Raw genomic sequence first — 16,610 nt, forward strand, 5'->3', positions numbered from 1 at the left:
TTCCCCGCCCGCGCCTGCGCCGTCCGCAACAGGTCCAGGTTCTGGGCAACCTGTCGATTGGCAGGATCCAACTCTCTCGCACGAAGCAAGGCGGTCTCCGCTTCGTCCAGGCGGCCTGCGCGCAGCAGTGCATAGCCTGCGTTGTTGTGCAAGTGGGCCGCTTGGGGCGCCACCGCCATGGCTTCGTTGAACAGCCTCAGCGCATCATCGAGTCGCCCCTCCTGGGCGTGGATGACGGCCATGGCATTGAGCGCGCCCCCATGGCGCGACTCCAGCGCCAAGACCAGGGTGTAGTGCATTCGCGCCTCCGCGAGGTGGCCTGCCCCGTGCGCAGCACGGCCCATGAGGAAGGCGCCCTCTGCGCTTGGCGCCGCAGACTGGCGTGCCGCTGCCGGCACGGCTGCGACCTTGACCGGCAAGACTTGCTGCACAGGGCCGGCGGTGCCACGTACTGCTGCGGATGGTGGCTGGCCCGTACCAAGTTGAGCGCAGCCGAGCAGCGAGCTAAGTGTCGAAATAGCAGTGAACGTAGTCCAGTTTCGCGTCATGGCTGTTCTCCTCGAATAATCAGCGCCCACCCATTGCCGGCAGCAGGACGCGGTAAATGCTGATCCAGGCGGGACCGAGCAACACCAGCAGCAGCGATGGAAAGATGAAAAAAATCAGCGGGAATAACAGCTTCAACGGTATCTTGGCTGCCAGCTCCTCGGCTCGTAGCTGGCGATGGACGCGCATGGTGTCGGCCTGTACCCTGAGGGCCTGCGCGATGTTGGTACCAAAGCGGTCCGCTTGTACCAGCATGGTGACAAAACCCGCAACGTCATCGACTCCAGTCCGCAGCGCCAGATTGCGCAAGGCGTGCTCACGCTTGACCCCCATGCGAAGCTCCAACGCGACCAGACCGAGTTCGTCGGAAAGGGCTTGGCTGCGCATGCCGATCTCGCTGGCCGCGCGGTTCATGGCGGCATCGAGACCCAACCCGGCCTCGACGCAAACCAGCATCATGTCCAGAGCGTCGGGTAAAGATTCCCTCAATTCACGCTGTCGCTGCTCCGTGATGCGGGACAGTACGACATTGGGCAGGTAATAGCCGAAGCCTGCGAGCAAGACCAGTAAAAAAACATTGCGGTTTGTCGTCAACTGCGGCCCTAGCCCCAAAGACAAGGCCAGGATGGCTGGCAGCGCTAGAGCCAGCACCGTCTTGGCACCGAAGAAAATTGCTGGCCAATGGCCATCGCGCAGACCGGCCTGCATGAAGCGCACGCGCAGGCTTGAGGCCTCCCATCCGTCTTTGGGCGACGACAATTTGGCCATGGGGCCAGCGACCTGTGCGACCCTGGCCAACCACTCCCGCCCGACAGCAGGACGATCTTCCTCGACTTTGCTGTCCCCCTGATCCAAGCGATCGACGCGATCCCTGACTGCCGCCCGGCGATTGACCCACAGTGTGACACCCAACGTGACACCAGCGACCGAGAGGAAGACCAGGGCAAGTATCAAAGTTTGCGCGTTCATGGCGACACCTCACACGCGAATCTCGATGATGCGCCACATGGCGATGATGCCAATGACAATCATGATCAAGGCACCGATCACCATCTTGATACCCATCGGATCCGTGTACAACGCCGACAGGTACTTCGGGTTCATAGTCTGAACCGCAGCGGCCACGACAAAGGGCAATAGGGTCAGTATCCAGGCCGAGAGCTTGCCCTCCGCCGCGAGTACTTGCACCTTAGCCAGCAGCTTGAACCGCTCACGTATCAGCCGCGCCAAGTTGTCGAGCAACTCAGCCAAGTTGCCGCCCGTCTCGCGCTGTATGAGCACCGCCATGACGAAATAGCGCAGGTCTGACGCAGGAACCCGTTTCGCCAAGTCATTCAACGCGTTTTCGGTGGAAATACCGAAGCTGATTTCGTCGAACACCGTCTTGAACTCGCCCGCAATCGGCTCGGGCCCCTCCTCTCCGACCATACCCAGTGCCGAAAGAAAGGAATGGCCGGCGCGCAGTGCACGAGCAATGAGATCCAAAGCGTCGGGCAATTGCGCCTCCATCAGATGCATCCGTCGCTCGCGCTTCACGAGAAGGTGCAGCAACGGCGCAATTGCCAGTCCAAGAGCCAAGAGCAGCATGAAAAACCAATGCCATCTCAGCAAAGCGGCCGTGATCAAACCAGCTATTGCAGCCATCGCGCATGTCACAAGGACATGGGAAACCGTGTTCCGCGAGCCCGCCTGAAGCAATAAGCGGTCAAGTTGATGCAACTGCGGCAACTGAACCAGCACGCTGTGCAGACCGGGTGTACTGCTCATGACCCGTTCCTTGACCAGCTTGATGTCTCCAGGGTCGTGGCCACCCGCGGAAATCGCCCTAAGACGCTGCTCGATGCGCTTCACCTCGGGGCTCTTGTTGTCATTCCAGAGGACGTAGGAGCCCTCCAGCAGCAGCACCACGGCAACGAAGCCGAGGACCACGAATAGCAACATTCCGGTGTTCATGGCATCACTCGTAGATCAGGCTGGGGTCGAAGGTTTCATCAGGCACGCGGACACTGAAGGCCTTCAGGCGCTCCATGAACTTGGGCCTGACACCGGTCGCACGGAAACTGCCCAAAGCGGAACCATCGGCAGCCATCCCTGTCTGCGTGAATCGATAGATCTCCTGCATGGTGATGATTTCACCCTCCATGCCGGTGATTTCCTGCAGGCTGACGAGTTTGCGGCGCCCGTCCGTCAGGCGGGCAATCTGGATCACCGCCATGACGGCCGAACTGATCTGATGGCGCATGGCATCCTGCGGGATCGTGGCGCCCCCATAGGTGGCCATGTTTTCGAGTCGAGTAAGGGCATCGCGTGGCGAGTTCGCGTGCACCGTGGCCATGGAACCCTCGTGACCGGTGTTCATGGCCTGCAGCATGTCCAGCGTCTCGGCACCGCGCACCTCGCCCAGGATGATGCGGTCCGGTCGCATGCGCAAGCTGTTGCGCACCAGGGCCCGCTGGGTCACCTCGCCCTTGCCCTCGATGTTGGGTGGCCGCGTTTCCAGCCTGACTACGTGCGGCTGCTGCAACTGCAGTTCCGCCGCATCCTCGATGGTCACGATGCGCTCGCCGGGCGGTATCGCCCCCGACAGCACGTTAAGCAGCGTAGTCTTGCCGGTGCCCGTGCCGCCTGAGATCAGGATGTTCATCTTGGCCTTGACCATGCCAACGAGCAGCTCGGACAACGGCGGCGTCAGCGACTTGTTGCTGATCAGGTCGTCCATCTTGAGCGGCACCACGGCAAAACGGCGGATCGACAGCAGCGGACCATCCAGCGCCAGCGGCGGAATGATGGCGTTGACACGGGAGCCATCCGGCAGCCGCGCATCCACCATGGGGCTGGATTCGTCGACCCGGCGGCCAATCCTGGAGACGATCTTGTCGATGATCTTCATCAAGTGGTCGTTGTCCGAGAAAACGATGTCGGTCCGCTCCAGCTTGCCGCGGCGCTCCACGTAGACCTTGCGGGGCCCGTTGACCAAGATGTCCGAGATGGTGGGATCGGCAAGCAGAGGCTCCAGCGGGCCGAGGCCCATCACCTCGTCCTGGATGTCCTGTGTCAGCCGCTTGCGCTCCGCCCCGTTGAGGGCCGCACCCGATTCCGCCACCAGCCGCTCCACGAGCACGCCCAGTTCTTCGCGCAGGCGCTCGGGCTTCATGGAGGCCATGACGTCCAAGTCGATGCGACTCAGCAGCTTGCTATGCAGCTGGCTCTTGAGTTCGTGGTAGTTGGCGGCCTGATCACCTCCGCCCGACCCCTCGGACAGACTCAAGTCAGACGCCAAGCGCGCACGCTTCACTTCGTACCCCTGTGATCTGAACATCATGATGCACTCCTCCCCCGGCCACTGCCGGGATCCAACATTGCATTCCGAGGTTTCACGACGAGCCCCTCAAGCCGGGGACGCCAAGACTGCGGAACCAGCCCTTGGTCCCCGCCGGTTTGACAGAAACCGGTGAGAGTTCCTGGGCCCATTCCCGCAGGTCACGGGCCACCGGATCGCGCGCCGACAGCATGATCAACGGCACACCCTCGTTCACCGAGGAGCTGACGGTCTCGTAGCTGTTCGGAACCGAGCGGGACACCTTGAGCTGGGTCACGCGCTCCAGTTCTTCCAGGCGAACCTGGCCACCCTTTTCGTAGCGGTTGACTACCAGGCGCAGCTTGTCCAGGCCATAGCCATACTCCTGCAACACGGTGATCACGCGCTTGGCGTTCTGGATCGAGGGCAGCGACAGCTGCAGCGTCAAGTAGATCTTGTCGGCCATGTCCAGCGCCTTGACCGTGGCAGCGTCCAGCATGCGGCTGGCGTCGAGAACGATGAAGTCGTACTGGCTCCGTGCCAGCGTCAGGATGCTTTCCAATGCATCGGGCGTTACAGCCTCCACCTGCTTGGGCCAGGGCGGTGCCGCCAACACATGCAGGTTGTCGCGCGCCTTGAGCACGCTGGTGTCGAGCAGTGAAGCGTCCATGCGGTAGGTCTGGCGTGCCAGGTCCACCACGCTGGACGTGGGCTGGTGCTCGGAGACGAAGAGTGCCGCATCGCCGAAGTACAGGTTCAGGTCCACCACCAGCACCCGTTTGCCCTGGGTCGACAAGGCATAGGCCAGGCTGGTGGCCAGAAACGTCGCGCCTGCGCCGCCCTTGACGGGCACGAAGGCCAGGATGGCGCCGTGGACATCAGGCTTTTGCGAGTGCTTGGCCAAACGCTCTCTTACATAGTCCAGCGCGTACTGAACGGTGGACGCGCCCATGGGGGCCGCGAGGATGTCACGCACACCCGCACGCATGGCTTGGCGCAGTAATTCCGCAGAACTGTCCGGGCTCACCAGCACCACGTGCGATCCGGTCGCATGCAGTGTCGCGGCCTGTATTTGCTCGAGTGCCACATGGTCCGACACCGGAAAGTCCAGCAACGCCAAGTCCGGCAGTTCCTTCTGCAGCACCGTGGCCAAGGTACGCGTGGTGCCGATGTGGGCACTGAACTCCACGTCCTGCATGCGAGGTATCTGCGCCAGCAATGCGTCGCGTTGCGCCGAGTCACTGCAGATGAAAGAAATTCTGAGGGTCATAAACAATCAATCAGGGCCTGAAACCCAGGCTCTCGGCCGGCATACGAACCGTAGACAACGGAATTTTCAGGCCTGCCAAGTCGGCGTCGAAAAGGCTGACCAGCGGGACAAATGACACGAGCTGGTCTGACTGGCAACTGCTTCCCGTACTAAGACAGACCTCCACGAATCGGATGCAAGAGCTGGTGCGCTCGGAATCGAGGCAGGCGGAGATATTGTCACCCGGGCTCACCGGCATCGGACTCGCCACATTTCCTGCAGCGTTCAGATAGCGTATGACTACATGAGCATTCGTCACCTCTGGCGCAGCCGGTAGCGAACCGGCGTTGGATCGAAAAACGGCCGAATACTTGATTTTGTCGGTCTCGGTTGACAGCGAGAAATCGGTGACAACCGCTTGACGTGCCGCATTGCGGGTCACCTCCTGTACCGTATTCCACAGAAACAGTAATCGTCCAAACTCGATCGCCCCCAGAAGCATTACAAGGAATGGCAGCAGCACCAAGGCAAATTCAACGGCGGCGACACCGCGCCATGACTTTTTCATCCTCCTCGCAGGTAAATGGGGCGAACGCATGATCAACCTCAGTTCATGTAGCGCATGGTGGTGTGAGGGGCTATGCCTACAGTGCCGTAGTCGATGACACCGCTTGCACTGACAAAAGGAAACCAGGCATCCAAGCTCAGGCTAAAGCCGCTGATCCTGACCCTCACGTTGTTGGGCGCAGTACCGTCTACGCAGGACACCGTGGAAAAGGTGCTGTTAAGGCACTCGACCACCACGTTACCTGTGACCAATGCTGGATTGACGTTAGCAGCGTTCGCGTTGCTGATTACCATGTCGCGTGCAGCAATGACTCCCGCACTGTTGACCGTGCCGACCGGCCAGGTGGAAAGCAGCCGCGCGCCATCCCGGGTGGCCTTGGTCAATGCATCGGCATACCAGAAGGCACGGCCGAAGGCGATGGTCCCGGCAACGATCAGCAAGAGCACGAAGATCACGAAGGCCAGTTCCACAGCTGCAGCACCGCGCTGGCGATGCATCCGCTGAGTTGATGGGAGATTTCTCGTACTCATGGCGATCATCTGTACAGCTTGATGTCGGCGACCGGGACGGGATCGATCAACCCGGCAAACTCCACATACAGCTTCTTTGGGGAGTTGACAGCGGGAACCTGCATGAAGAATTTTCCAATGCCCAATACCGGAATGGCCATGCAGGCGCCCGTGCCAGTGATCAGCGGGCAATTCGCGATCGCCAGATTCAGGACTCGCCGATTGGCAAGCCCTGGGTTGCCGGTCGGCGCGGTGGTATGGGAGGGGTCTTGATAGGGCGAACCCGTTGCCGGGACCGGGAAATTCGCATTGGTTGCCGGGGCACCGCCCGGTGTCGAATAGAGGGTCGCCCAATCTCCAGTCGCGTAACTGGTACCGGGTATGAAGCTGGTTGTGTCATCCGGATCGACCACGCCGCGCACCGCACGGCTATAGGACCACAGCACACCGTATTGTTCTGGAAGCGGCACGGCAGGCGGCAGGCTCGGGTTGATTATGTGTTGAGTCGCGGGCGCAGACGCAGGTGTCATCCAGTCCGCCGCGGGGAGGGGGGGGCTCGGACATAAGTCGCCCTCCTTGCAAGCAAAATTTTGAATATTGATATCGGGCGGCGCTTGGGCCGGTATGCACACCGAAGCGCCACCGTAGACATTGAACCGGGAGTTCAACGCCGCCTGAATTTTTCCCCACGAATAACCAGTGTTACCCCAGACGGTTCCTGGTGTGGTGGTCAGAATGGCCGAGGAACCACCGCAAACGAACGGCGCCGTGATGTTGGCGCTCGAGTTGGCCGGGTCGCAGGGGTTGGGATGGATGTCAACCGGGTCCAGCAGGTAGGTGTCGGCCGGCGAGCCCAACGGGCCCAGATTGAAAAGGTCATAACTGACCCCGCGCCTGAAGCCAAACTGCGCCAGCTCGCGCGACCCGTCAGGAAAGGTGGGACCGATCAGCTCTCCCTTCGCTGTGCTGATGGCGCAGATGCCTATGGGGGTGATGTCGTTGATGAACCGCCCCGCCACGGCCCGACCGTACGTGGTAGTGGCAGCGGTGCCAGTGTCGCCGGAAGCCGTGGGAATCATGGCAAAAAAAGTCGGAAGGTTGCCAGACGGAATATCGACCTTGATGAAGGTCTTGTTGGAAGCCTCGCCATCGGTATCGACGGTGCTGGCGGCGACCATGCACACATCGTCGGGACAATGCCCGACGCTGATGTCGGCGATGGTGATGGTCACGGGTGTCGAAAACTTGAAATCGTTCTGCGCCGCCATGGCGATGGCGAAACTCACGGCACTGGTCACGCCGGCGGCGGTCTGGTTCAGCTGCTTCGCGCCGGCCAGTGCCGCCGCGTCTGCCGCGTTCTGCAGCTCCGTGCGGACCACGTAGGTGCGTCCCAGGTCCACCACCAAGGCCAGGAAGCCAAAAAGCACGAAGATGGAGAGTCCAAGGACGATGGCCACGGCGCCGCGTTGCCGCCGGGCCCTGACACCTGTTCGAAAAATTGACTGAACTCTCATGATTGCCGCTCCACTGGCATCGGGTGCCGCTTCGTTAGAGGCTGCCCCCAATATTCAGGATCTCGAAGGTCTTGGGCGGCGACTTGAACGAATCCTGATACCGCTCCATCGCCGCCGAGCCGGCTTGGCCGTCGATGCCCTTGACCGGATCACGGTTGGCCGAGGCTTGCGGGTTCAGCGTTTGCGCAGCGCGCGCCGCGCGCACGGCCTCGCCGAAATGGCTGTCCGCCACGGGCGTCGTGCTGGCACAGCCCGCGAACAGGGCCATCGTCCCCAGGAGGGGCAGTACCCGTCCGCGTTGGGCAAAGAATTGAGCAAGTGACATGATGAGCTCTCCTTACTTGACTTCCATGCCGCCGGCCGCGGGCGCCGCAGCGGGGGTGACGGGTGCATTGCGCTTGTCAGCCGGTATCTCCTCGTGGCCCGAGCCTTCCAGCTTGTTGCCCAGGTAGAACTCGCTGCGGTTAGGAGGCATGTAGCTGTCGGTGGGCAGGATGTAGTTGGGCTCGAGCGGCTTGACCAGGCGAGGCGTGATCACGAACATGAGTTCGCTGCGGTCGCCTTGGAACTCATTGCTGCGAAACAGCGCACCCAGCACCGGCACCTCACCCAGGCCCGGCACGCGCTCCACCGCCTGCTTGACGTTGTTCTTGATCAGGCCAGCGATGGCCAGGCTTTGCCCGTCCATCAGCTGCACCGAGGTCTGGACCTTGCGCGTCGTGAAGCTGGGCAGCACGGACGTGACCCCCCCCACCGTGGTGAAGGGCGAGCCGGTCTGCGAGAGCTCGGACACCTCGGGGGCGACCTTGAGGTGGATGCGCCCGCCCTCGAGCACCGTTGGCGTGAATTTCACCCCCACGCCGAATTCCTTTTCCTCCAGCGTGATGGTCGTCCCGCCTGTGGTCTCGTTGCTGCGCGCGACGGGGATGAAGATCTTGCCACCCGCCAGGAAGCTGGCCTCCTGCCCGCTGATGGCCACGATGTTGGGTTCGGCCAGGACCTTGACCAGGCCGTCGTTTTTCTCGGCGTCGATCGCGATGCCATTGCCGTTGGTGCTCTTGATCGCCGAGAGCAGTCCCGAGCCACCGGACAGCAGTTCCGACAGGATGCCGAAGGTCCAGTTGCCGTTGGTGCGCGAGGCGCTGAAGCGGGCGCCCAGCCTGTCAATCAAGGTCTTGGAGACCTCGGCCACGGTCACCTCCAGCATCACCTGCTGGGCCTCGGCGATCTGCAACAGGTTCACCACTTTGCCACCGGCTGCACCGCCGGCCCCACCACGCCCCCCTCCGATAGACGTGCCGGGCGCGACTCGCGTGCTGCCCGCGACCACCGGGAGCGCCATGCTCCGGTTGACATCACGCACAAAGGCGTTGGCGATGTCCTCCGCATAACGAGCCTTGACGGCGCTGGACACCACACCCGTCAGGATCACCGAGTCGGCCGCCGGCCGCACCTTGATGCCCTTCTCCTCCGGCATCAGCTCGTTGATCTTTCTCTCCATGCGCTGGTAGTCGATGTTGACGTTGAGGTCCACCGCCGTCGCGCCCGAACCCTTGCGCCAGATGATCATGTTGGTCGAGCCATAGGTCTTGCCCAGCAGGTAGAGCTCGGTAGGGCTGATCAAGGTGACGTCGGCGATGCTGGGGTCGCCCAGCGAGATGCGCTCTGCCGGCGACGGCAGGCGCAAAAGCGTGGATTTGCCGATGATGAGGTCCATCGACGGCCCGACGGTGGAAAAGTCGATTCCGCTGGGCACCCTGGCTGGTGCCGAACCGGCCGGCGCAGGGCGACTGGTGGTCACGCCCTTGGTCACAGCCGGCGTCTGCGCCTGTCCGGAAGCCGTTGCCAGCAAGGCCACCAGGGCGAACCCCAGGCCAGCAGCCAGGGGCGTATGGGCAGTGTTCTTCTTCATGGGGGCCTCCTCAGAAATCGGAATTGGCTTTTTGGATGCCGCGAATCATTTCGACGCGTTCCGACGGCTCCGCGACGGGCGCGCGTACAGTGCGTTTGACGGGCCTTGGCGCGGCCCTGGCCACGACCGCCTTGGCCGCGGACGCGACTGGCGTGGGCTCCTGAGCCAGCAGGTCTTCCTGGCGCGCGCCAGCAGTCGTGGCATCCTTGAGGTCAACTTGGTTGCGTAGTACCAGCGACAACGTCCCAATATTACGTGCCAAGTCGATCTTCTCGGCCTGCTCGGGCGTGACCTCGAGCGTGACGGCGTTCACCACCTTGGGTTTGGTCTCGTCGCGGTTGGCCTCCTGCGCCACGGCCAACACCAGGATGCGTTCGAGCACGATCTTGGAGATGGTTCCAGACCGGCCGCCTGAACGGTTCTCCTGGACGTTGACCAACAGGTCCACGTAGCTGCCCGGCACCAGGAAGCCAGCCACGCCAACCACTTCATTGACGCGGACGGTCATGGCGCGGTTACCCTCCTTGATGATGGAATCCAGCCCACCCTTGGTTCCCACTGCGGCGAGCTTGGGCTCCAGGACAGGTTCACCCTTGAATATCGAAGTTCGCACCACGCGGCCCTCAAGTTTTTTCGCCTCACGGTACGCCCCCACGGGTTCCGAGCCCGTGGGCCAGGCAATCTCTTGCAACATGCTGGGCTGAAGGGGCTGGCCCAGATCTAGGTCGCGGGTAGCCACGACAACCGTGGTGTTGCCACTGGCCGCCTGCTCGCCGAGCCAGCGGGCGGCCAGCAGCACGGCTGCCACACCGGTCAAGATAGACAACAACAGCATGATGAGGGCGCGTCTGCTTTTCATGATGATCTCCTCTCCTCAATTCAGAGACTGTACGGCTTCGGCAGACGCGGTGTCGTCCCCGCCGCCAAAATAAAGTTCCCAGGCCCATTCGATCAGCTCCGGCGTCATGCGCGGGGGCTCATCGAGGTAGCACGCGCGGTCGGCGATCTTGCCGATGACGTCATGCGGTATGCAAGGGAAGTAGGAGCGGCCATGGCGTGGATGCAAGCCATCCACCAAATGGTCGATAGATGCTGCATCCGGCGGCACGCCGGCCCGGGCGCAGGCCTGGGTCACGACCTCGCGGTATTGCTCCGGGGAAAGTTCGGGCACATGGATCTTGTAGCCCAGGCGCCGCGCAAAGGCCGGGTCGACCAACTGTTCGGGCGACAGGTTGGACGAGAACACGACCTTCACGTCGAACGGCAGCTCGAACTTGATGCCACTGTGCAGGCCCAGGTAGTCCACCTTGCGGTCCAGCGGAACGATCCAGCGGTTCATGAGTTCGCGCGGCGCGACGCGCTGGCGGCCCAGGTCATCGATGACAAAGATACCGTTGTTGGCCTTCATCTGCGGTGGCGCCACATGCACGCGCGTATGCGGGTCGTATTGCAGGTCCAGCATGGCCAAGGTCAGTTCCCCGCCTGCCACCACCACCGGACGTTGCACCCGGACCCAGCGGCCGTCGGCCTCGCCCTCCAGCGCCAGGCTGCGGCCATTGTTCGCAGCTTCCGACACCGCGCGATGCACCGTTGGGTCGTAGAGCTGAACCACTTCACCTTCCACATAGAGCGCATGCGGCACGCGGATCGTGCCGTGCAGCGTCTTCACGAGGTGCTCGGCCAGGTAGGTCTTGCCCGAGCCGCTCTCGCCGTACAGGTACATGGCCTTGCCGGAGTTCATGGAGCCGCCCAGCGCAGGCAGCAGGGCCTCGTCGATCACCAGGTCACCCAGAGCCTCACGCAGATCGGCCACGCGCACGAAGGCAGCCTCACGGGCCTGGCGATGAATCTCGGTCACGTATTCAGACAAAGTGACCGGTGCAGGCCCCACATACTGGCATTTCTCCATGGCCAGACGCGCTTGGCGATGACCGGTATCGGTCAGCGCATAACTCACGTCGCCATCCAGACTGCCACGGCGCGGCACTTCGACCAATTGCAGGCTGCGCATCTTGATCAGCAGCGCGTCCGTAACCGCCCCGTTCACGCCCAGCAATTGCTTCATGGCCGCCAGCCGGAGCTCGCCTCGACGGGACAGGTGGCGCAGCGCCAACTCGGTCATGAAGCTGTCGGGCAAGCCCCCTGGCTCTGCGCCAGTCTTTTCACCGACGGACTGCGCGGCAGGGGCCGTGGTGTCGAGGGAATCCAGGTTCAGCATGTTGCCCTCCTGCGCTTCAGAAACGGAACAACGGTGAGCCACCCAGCCACAGCCAGCTGCCGTAGGCCAGCAGACCCGTCACCATGGCGAGCGCATAAGGCATGCGGTCCACGGAATGCTTGGCCGCGTCGAATTGGCGTGGGCCTCCGTGCAAGACAGGTGACAGTACGAGCATGACATTGGCCATGACGTGCCTTGTCGTGCCCCCCAAAAGCATGCGCGCGACAGAGAGCACGCCCCCCATCAGGAGGATGACTACAGCGACATTGAGCGTGTCGGCGGGACCGGCAAAGCTGCCGATGCCGGCCATGAGCTTGACGTCGCCCGCACCCATGGCACGTAGCGCGTAAAGCGGAAGGAACAGGGTCAGACCTGTCAGGGCGCCAGCCAGCACCCCTTTGGCGCCGAGTGCACCCGGCCGGTCGCTGAACAGTCCGCCGGCATCGTTGACCGGACCCAAGACATGAGTCAGCAGGCCCGCGCACAGCGTCAGAAGTATGAGCTTGTTGGGAATGCAGCGCCGGCGCAGATCCGTCAGCAGCGCTGCGAGCATGATCAGCGCAAGGGCCGAGAGGCTCCAGAACTGCCAAACCGCAGGAGAGACATCAAACTTCATCCCTACCTCCCTTCGCTGACCAATTCGAGAATGCTTGCGAAATCGCCTACTCGTACCAGCCAGCGCCGTTCCGCTATCTGCGCATCATGTCGATCCGCTTAGACAGAGTGGTTTCAGTTTCCAAGCACCGACTCAATCGCAGCGCTCAGTTTCGCTGCCCATGCCGTCCAGGAGTCACCGTTCGCGCCACCAGCGGCAGAAACGCCGGCAACAATGGCAATGGCAATCAAGGACGCAAGCAGTGCATACTCAATCGAAGTGACGCCCCGCTGGGCAGCTCTTCGCGATACGGCAACTGCTCTGCCAAGGCGGGGCTTCATGACACTCTCCGTTGTAACTGACAGATATTCCGGCAAGCAATAATTTGGGCTCATCATTGCTTGCCTCATATCAGCTGTCAATCGTCATGAGAGAGCGTTAGCAACTTCCTGGAACGTGTTGTTCAGGTCTTGGCCAACGAGCGAGACAGCGGCGATGATGACGATGGCGATCAACGCCGCGATCAGGCCGTACTCGATCGCGGTCACGCCCTCTTCGTCGCGCAGGAAGCGGCGCGTCGCCAGAATGATTTTTTCCATGATGCAACTCCTGAGTTCCAAGTGAAACATCCCTCGCTCCCCATGAGCGACAGATGGCTTTGCCGTAGCCTCTGAAAACCACCGACGCCCCCCGACTGGGATGCCAGCAACTTCCTCTGTCTACGGTTTCATTCTGTTCGGCGAGGCCTGTGTTGCCTATACCTCAAACTGGGTATTCGAAGCGAAGTAAAGGCCGCCCGCGCTGTCCGCACGAGGAAGGATTGATTCAGGGCAAAGGACGCACTTCGTACTACATGCCACGCGAGGCCTGCGCCAGCGGCACGCAAAGCTCGAGGCGCGTGCCCTCACCGGGCGGACTTTCGATCTGCAGATGCCCCCCGATGAGAGCAGCACGCCGTTGCATGCCCAGAAGGCCTTTACCGTTCGCCGCCGCGGCCTCGTCGGCGCCACCCCGACCGTTGTCCCGGACTTCCAGGCAAAGGCTTTGCGTCGCGCCGTCGACGCGGCACGCCACCTCGACGCGGCTGGCGCCGGAGTGGCGCATCACGTTGGACAGCGCCTCCTGGGCAATGCGCAGCACTTGGCCTGCGGTCTCGCCGCGCAGGCTCTCCAGCGCGTCATTGAACTCCACGTTCCACACCATGGTGATGCCCAGCTTGTCCAGCGAGTGCTGCACGCGGTAGCGCAGCCTGGCCAGCACGTCGGTGACGCTGTCCTGGGTACCGTCGATCGAATCGACCATGATCTTGAGGTCGACCAGGCAGTTTTCCAGCGCCAGCGCCAGCGCCTGCTGTTGCGGGTTGTGGCTGTCGAGCGAGGAGAGGATGTTCACCAGCTGCGAGCCCACGCCGTCGTGCAGGTCCTGCGCGATGCGGTGACGCTCGTGGCTCACGGCCTCGGCCGCGTCATTCGCATTTGCGGGCTTGTCGGCCAGGGCCGCCTGGCCCTGGCCGCGCGCCTGCGCGGTCCCGGCCCGCCCGGTCACGAACAACCACATGACCATCAGGTACAGCGCGTAGAAGTGGTGCCGCAGGGGCACGCCCAGCATGTGCCCTTCGGCCTGCAGAAGATCGCTGATGCAGATGCCCAGGCCGATGATGCCCGCGCCCACGACCATCGAATGCCTTTGCATGTGCCCCCAGAAGGCACGCACGAGCACCACGCCGGTGAGCGCCGCGGCGCCCGCGCCGTTCGCGAGCTTCCATACCAGGTAGGCCTGATCGCGGCCCGGGCCCGCCACTGCGCCGTAATACCAGCCCAGCGCCGCGACGCCGATTGCGCCCTGCAGCCACCAGATGGCGTGCAGCTTGCGGTCGTGCGCCATGGCGCTGACCAGCAGGAAATAGCTGACGGCCGCCACCAGGCCCTGGTAGCCCAGGTGGGTGAGCAGCACGGCGTCTGCGCCTGGCAGCAGCAAGCCGGTCTCGGGCGAGAGCAGCAGGTGGACGATCCAGAACGTGGCGGCCCAGGCCAAGGCCTTGTCGACCAGGCTGCGGCTCTTGTGCCAGCCCCACAGGGACCAGGTGAGCAGCAGCACCGCCTGCACAGCGGCGATTGCCGTGATCAGCAAGTAAGGCCAACGCATGGCCTTAGCTTAGCGCGTGAATGCGCGCCGATTCCACCCTTGGACCAAAAGAAGCGGCAAACCTCAAAGCAAGCCGTGGTGCGCCGCAAAATTGACCGCCTGGGCGCGGGTGCGCACGTGCAGCTTGCGGTAGATGTTCTTGATGTGGGTGTTGACCGTCATGCAGCTGATGTTGAGCCGCTCGCCGATCTCGGCGCTGGTGTAGCCCACGGCGACGATCTTGAGGATTTCCTTCTCGCGCTCGGACAGCGGCTCGGCCTCTTCGGCGCCGGGCTCCGGAAGTTGGACACTCGGCCCGTGCTCGAGCTTGCGCAGCAGGCGCCGCGCCATGCTGGGCGTGATCGAGGCCCCGCCGTTGACGACCTGCAGCACCGCCTGGGGGAAGTTGCCGAACCAGGAGTTCTTGACCAGGTAGCCCGTGGCGCCGAGCTCGAAGGCGCGCAGCGCGTGCTGCTCGTCCTCCAGCGCCGAGATCACCACGGCCTCGGCGTCGGGGCGGGCGCTTTTCATGTGCTCGATGAGCTCGAAGCCCCAGCCGTCGCCAAGGTTCAGATCCACCATCAGCACGTCGAATTCATGCCGATCGATCATTCGGCGCCCCTCGTGCACGCTGGCGGCCTGGGCCACCAGGAGGATGCGCGGGTCGACCAGCAACTCCTGGGAGATCACCATGCGCATGTGGGGATCGTCGTCGACGAGCAACACCTGCGCCGGTTTGCCGGGCTGGCCTGCAAAATGCTCAGGCCACAGGGAAGGCACGCTCTCGCGCGAGGAAAACCGCGTGGACGACCACAGATCGGTCATGCCTGCGGCTGCGGCGAACCTGTGCCGTGTCGGACTGCTTTCATTCATCTTCCCTCTCCTGCTCGGTGTTTTTACCTTGCGGCCCAGGCCAGATGTATCCGACCCACCACCTTTTGATACGATTCTTACACAGAAAACCCGTACCAATTTCAAAGGGAAAAACGCCGTATAGGAACGTAAGTTACGAGAAACCGGGAAGCCTCGCTACGTACTTTAGGACTAATTACATTTTGTTACGTAACTTGGGCCACATTGCTCGCAATTCGGCACATGTCGCCTCGATAGCATTTGTAAATTTGGTACCTGCGGGGCTCATCTCCTGGCGCCTTTTGGCGCCGGATAGCCCCAGGCCGGCGCCTCCGCCAGGGGCAAGCCCTGCCGCCGTTCAACCCGCCCGCAGGGCCGCACGCAGCTGCTCACCGATCTCGGGCTTGGCGGCGAACGGGTCGGGTGGGTTGCGTTGCTGCAGGATGGCCTCCATGCGGCTTTGCACGTTGCCCAGCGCCTGCGGGTGGCTGTAGATGTAGAGACGTGCCCGCAAAGGGGCGTCATCCCAACGTGGCGACCAGTTCGATTTGGGGCGCGACCGACCGGATGACTTTTTGAATGCCGTGGCCTGGATTGGCCTGCCGTTGCGACACGATCAACCCCACCTTCTCCAGCAGTCCAACATCTTTGGTGATGGCAGAGCGATTGCGATGCAGTCTGTGCGACAACTCGTTGATGGTCTTGGGCTCGTGCATCACCTCCATCATCAAGCGGCGACGAGCCTCGGATAGCACGGTAAACATCCGTTGAGGGTCTTCGAACGAGAGTGTCACTCTCCCTTCAAACGTTCCACCCTTGTCGGCCTTGCGTGCGGCATCCTTCGCTCGCGAAAAAAACCCCGCGACATCGCCCGTACGGATGACAACTTTGGTCATGGCTTCTTTCCTCGTGTTGCTTTGACAATCTCCTGCCATTCCAGCTGGAATCTTTCCAGCGTGGCCTCGTAGCTCAGGAACTCGACCGCATCGATCTGACCCATGTAATGCCTGTGGTGGTAGCCATGGGCATTGTCAAAGCCGAGAACCCGGCCGTTATCGCCTTGGTAGATCTCGTGGTTGATGTAGGCCAGGTTGTACCTGGTGACCACCGTGCTCCCATTTTCAATGTAACCCCACACCTCATAGCTCAGGAGTCCGCCACCAGATTTGTGCTTGAGTTCGAAACGTTCCTGCTCGAGCAGAATTTCCTTGCGTGTTTTTGCCAT

General features: G+C 62.2%; 20 protein-coding genes. All 20 read right to left on the reverse strand.

What is annotated here, in order from left to right:
* Positions 1-299 (reverse strand): tetratricopeptide repeat protein (locus tag FFS10_RS22910; protein WP_171016207.1); only part of this gene is annotated, 299 nt, incomplete at its 3' end.
* Between the two features lie 268 nt (positions 300-567).
* Complete coding sequence (locus tag FFS10_RS03090) at positions 568-1,515, reverse strand: type II secretion system F family protein (protein WP_137891366.1); 948 nt, start codon at positions 1,513-1,515, stop codon at positions 568-570.
* A 9-nt stretch (positions 1,516-1,524) separates the two neighbouring features.
* A complete protein-coding gene (locus FFS10_RS03095) occupies positions 1,525-2,499 on the reverse strand; it encodes a type II secretion system F family protein (RefSeq protein ID WP_137891368.1) in 975 nt (324 codons plus the stop codon).
* A gap of 4 nt (positions 2,500-2,503) precedes the next feature.
* On the reverse strand, positions 2,504-3,868 hold the full coding sequence (locus FFS10_RS03100) for a TadA family conjugal transfer-associated ATPase (protein ID WP_249931147.1): 1,365 nt from the start codon (positions 3,866-3,868) through the stop codon (positions 2,504-2,506).
* Positions 3,869-3,920: 52 nt separating this feature from the next.
* The gene (locus FFS10_RS03105; RefSeq protein WP_171016066.1) at positions 3,921-5,042 is read right to left on the reverse strand and encodes a CpaE/TadZ family protein; all 1,122 of its coding nucleotides are present in this window, start codon (positions 5,040-5,042) and stop codon (positions 3,921-3,923) included.
* Between the two features lie 82 nt (positions 5,043-5,124).
* On the reverse strand, positions 5,125-5,691 hold the full coding sequence (locus tag FFS10_RS03110) for a TadE/TadG family type IV pilus assembly protein (RefSeq protein ID WP_137891372.1): 567 nt from the start codon (positions 5,689-5,691) through the stop codon (positions 5,125-5,127).
* 8 nt (positions 5,692-5,699) lie between these two features.
* The gene (locus tag FFS10_RS03115; RefSeq protein WP_212744079.1) at positions 5,700-6,200 is read right to left on the reverse strand and encodes a TadE/TadG family type IV pilus assembly protein; all 501 of its coding nucleotides are present in this window, start codon (positions 6,198-6,200) and stop codon (positions 5,700-5,702) included.
* Positions 6,197-7,627 carry a pilus assembly protein TadG-related protein gene (locus FFS10_RS03120; protein ID WP_249931148.1) on the reverse strand — a complete coding sequence of 477 codons (1,431 nt, stop codon included), beginning with the start codon at positions 7,625-7,627 and terminating at the stop codon, positions 6,197-6,199. Before FFS10_RS03120 ends, FFS10_RS03115 begins: the two co-directional genes overlap by 4 nt.
* Positions 7,628-7,718: 91 nt before the next feature.
* Complete coding sequence (locus FFS10_RS03125; protein ID WP_249931149.1) at positions 7,719-8,009, reverse strand: hypothetical protein; 291 nt, start codon at positions 8,007-8,009, stop codon at positions 7,719-7,721.
* Positions 8,010-8,021: 12 nt separating this feature from the next.
* Positions 8,022-9,596, reverse strand: a complete 1,575-nt coding sequence (locus FFS10_RS03130) for a type II and III secretion system protein family protein (RefSeq protein WP_137891376.1) — start codon at positions 9,594-9,596, stop codon at positions 8,022-8,024.
* A 10-nt stretch (positions 9,597-9,606) separates the two neighbouring features.
* The gene (gene cpaB / locus FFS10_RS03135; RefSeq protein ID WP_137891378.1) at positions 9,607-10,455 is read right to left on the reverse strand and encodes a Flp pilus assembly protein CpaB; all 849 of its coding nucleotides are present in this window, start codon (positions 10,453-10,455) and stop codon (positions 9,607-9,609) included.
* A gap of 15 nt (positions 10,456-10,470) precedes the next feature.
* Entirely contained in the window at positions 10,471-11,814 is a 1,344-nt protein-coding gene (locus FFS10_RS03140) for a DUF8689 domain-containing protein (protein WP_137891379.1), read from the reverse strand.
* A 16-nt stretch (positions 11,815-11,830) separates the two neighbouring features.
* Positions 11,831-12,430, reverse strand: a complete 600-nt coding sequence (locus FFS10_RS03145) for an A24 family peptidase (RefSeq protein ID WP_137891381.1) — start codon at positions 12,428-12,430, stop codon at positions 11,831-11,833.
* Between the two features lie 113 nt (positions 12,431-12,543).
* A complete protein-coding gene (locus FFS10_RS03150; protein ID WP_137891383.1) occupies positions 12,544-12,750 on the reverse strand; it encodes a Flp family type IVb pilin in 207 nt (68 codons plus the stop codon).
* 84 nt (positions 12,751-12,834) lie between these two features.
* Positions 12,835-13,008: a Flp family type IVb pilin gene (locus FFS10_RS03155; RefSeq protein ID WP_137891385.1), complete on the reverse strand. Its 174-nt coding sequence runs from the start codon at positions 13,006-13,008 to the stop codon at positions 12,835-12,837.
* A gap of 250 nt (positions 13,009-13,258) precedes the next feature.
* Entirely contained in the window at positions 13,259-14,554 is a 1,296-nt protein-coding gene (locus tag FFS10_RS03160; protein WP_137891387.1) for a sensor histidine kinase, read from the reverse strand.
* A gap of 63 nt (positions 14,555-14,617) precedes the next feature.
* A complete protein-coding gene (locus FFS10_RS03165) occupies positions 14,618-15,358 on the reverse strand; it encodes a response regulator (RefSeq protein WP_137891559.1) in 741 nt (246 codons plus the stop codon).
* A 385-nt stretch (positions 15,359-15,743) separates the two neighbouring features.
* Positions 15,744-15,899: a hypothetical protein gene (locus tag FFS10_RS22915; RefSeq protein WP_171016064.1), complete on the reverse strand. Its 156-nt coding sequence runs from the start codon at positions 15,897-15,899 to the stop codon at positions 15,744-15,746.
* A 7-nt stretch (positions 15,900-15,906) separates the two neighbouring features.
* Positions 15,907-16,281 (reverse strand): HVO_A0114 family putative DNA-binding protein, encoded by a 375-nt coding sequence (locus tag FFS10_RS03170; protein WP_137891389.1) that lies wholly within the window; start codon positions 16,279-16,281, stop codon positions 15,907-15,909.
* A complete protein-coding gene (locus tag FFS10_RS03175) occupies positions 16,278-16,610 on the reverse strand; it encodes a DUF6516 family protein (protein ID WP_137891391.1) in 333 nt (110 codons plus the stop codon). Before FFS10_RS03175 ends, FFS10_RS03170 begins: the two co-directional genes overlap by 4 nt.

Origin of the sequence: Ramlibacter sp. 2FC (genome assembly GCF_005503345.1) — a bacterium.
Taxonomy (GTDB): Bacteria; Pseudomonadota; Gammaproteobacteria; order Burkholderiales; family Burkholderiaceae_C; genus SCMQ01.